1 protein-coding gene is annotated in these 2,332 nt (G+C 75.6%); it reads left to right on the top strand.

Features of this window, described 5'->3' with window-relative positions:
* Nucleotides 1-2,332, top strand: a 2,332-nt coding sequence (locus ACFU99_RS41090; protein WP_384403145.1) for a lantibiotic dehydratase, incomplete at both ends; no start/stop codon positions are given.

The raw sequence follows: 2,332 nt of genomic DNA, 5'->3' as shown, positions 1-2,332 counted from the left end.
CTGATGGCCGGGGTCGCCACGGCGGCGTTCGCCGATGGCGACGACGTCGGCGACGGTGCGGCGAAGGTCCGCTTCGGGACGGAGCACCGCCGGGCCGTGCGCCCCGACCGGCAGTGGCTCACGGCGCTGCTGACCGACTGGGAGCGGCGGCCGGAGCTGCTGCGCCAACTGCGCGTCACCCTCAACAACCTCTGCTTCGTACGCGGCCGACGGCTCGTACTGCCCTATCTGCCGCACGCCGCCGACCAGGTGCGCGCGCACCGCACCGTGCACGAGGTGAGCGTGCGTCACACCTCGGCGCTGCGGCTGGTGACGGAGCGGGCGCGCGGCCCGGTGCGCTTCGGCGAGTTGGAGCGGCAGCTCGCCGAGTCCTTCCCCGGCGCTCCGGCGGAGGCCGCCCGGCGGATGCTGACGCAGCTGGTGGAGAAGGACATCCTGCTCACCGAGGCGCGACCGCCGCTGGAGGCCACCGACCCGCTCGGTCACGTCCTCGACGCCCTCGGGGCGCTGCCGGACCCCACGCCCGTACCGGAGCTGGCCGAACTGCGGTCCGTACGCGACGCGTTGGCGGACTACGCACGACAGGAGGCCGGGCAGGGGCTCGGGCCCTGGCGGAGCGTCACGGGCCGGATGGCGCGGCTGCGCCCGGCCGACCGGCTCGTCCAGGTGGACCTGGCGCTGGACGCCGATGTGACGCTGCCCCGGGAGGTGGCCGCCGAGGCGGAGCGGGCCGCGCGGCTGCTGTGGCGGCTGGCGCCCGAGGAGAGCGGCCCGGCCCATCTGCGCCAGTACCACGAGGCGTTCCTGGAGCGGTACAGCACGGACCGGTTCGTGCCCGTGAAGGAGCTGCTCGACCCGGACGTCGGGCTGGGCGCGCCCGCCGGGTACAACATGCCGCCGAGCCACCGGTTCGCGCGGCCGGAGGCCGTCACCGAGACCGAGCGGGACCGGCTGCTCACCGAGCTGGCCCAGGAGTCGCTGCTGGCCGGGGCGGCCGAGGTGGTGCTGGCGGACGACGAAGACGACCCCGTGATCCGCGCGCTGGCGCGGTCCGGCGGCACCCCGCCCGCCTCGCTGGAACTGTGGACCAAGCTCCTCGCGGACTCCCCCGCCGCACTCCAGGACGGCGACTTCCGGCTGGTGGTGACGGCGGGCTCGCAGACGGCCGGGGGCATGTTCGGCCGGTTCGCCTATCTGCTTCCCGACGAGACGCGGGCGGCCCTGGCCGCGCTCGCCCGCTCGGTGGGCCACCGCAACCCCGAGGCCCTGCCCGCCCAGCTCAGCTACCAGACCTCGCACTCCCGCAGCGGAAACGTCTCGCAGGTTCCGCAGTGGCTGGAGCGCAAGGTGCCCGTCGCGGTGTACGCGGACCCGGCCGCGCCCGGCCACCTGGACCTGGCGGACCTCGCCGTGGGCGCGGACATCCAGCGGCTGTTCGTCGTGGACCGGCGCAGCGGCCGGGAGGTGATCCCCACCGCGTTCCATATGCTCGACTCCCAGTGGCAGGCCCCGAACACCGCGCGGTTCCTGCGGGAGATCTCGCTCAGCGGCGTGCGGCGCTGGCGGCCCTGGGACTGGGGCCTCGCGTCGAGTCTGCCGTTCCTGCCGCGGGTGCGCTGCGGGCGTACGGTCCTCTCGCAAGCCCGCTGGCGCGCCACGGACGCGGTGCGCGACACGGAGGCGCCCTTCGAGCGGTGGGCGGAGGCGGTCGCAGCGTGGCGCTCGCGCTGGCGGGTCCCCGACCGGGTCTGCCTCTCCTTCTCCGACCAGCGCCTCGAACTGGACCTCACCCGTCCGCAGCATCTGCGGCTGCTCCGCCGCGAGCTCGGCCGGCGGCCCGGCGCCGAGCTCTTCGAGGTGGAGGCCGGGGCGGGGCAGGACGCCGGATGGCTGGTCGGTCCATTGGGCACGCACCGCAACGAGGTCGTCTTCCCCATGGTCACGCGGTACGGTCCCCAGCCCGCTCAGCCCTCCCGGCCCGCCCAGCCCGCCCAGCCCGCCCAGCTCGACGCCACCGCGGAGCCCCGCAACCGGCTGTCGCCGCCGCGTCCCGCACCGGCCGAGCACCTGCCCGGCGGCCAGTGGCTGTACGCATCCGTGTACTGCGCCGCCGAGCGCCAGGACGAGCTGATCGCCACCGAGCTGCCGGCGCTGCTGCACTCGCTGCCGCCCGAGGGCGTCGACCGCTGGTTCTTCCTGCGCTACCGCGACCAGGAACAGCCGCAGCTGCGACTGCGGCTGCACGGCGACCCCGGCGTCCTCGCGGCGCAGGGCCTGCCGCGGCTCCATGAGTGGGCGGCCGGGCTGCGCGCCTCGGGGCTGGCCAGAAGGC

The sequence above is a fragment of the Streptomyces sp. NPDC057654 genome (genome assembly GCF_042800135.1).
Classification (GTDB): domain Bacteria; phylum Actinomycetota; class Actinomycetes; order Streptomycetales; family Streptomycetaceae; genus Streptomyces.
The sequence above is the reverse complement of the archived record's forward strand: the minus strand, read 5'-3'. Positions and strand labels throughout refer to the sequence as shown.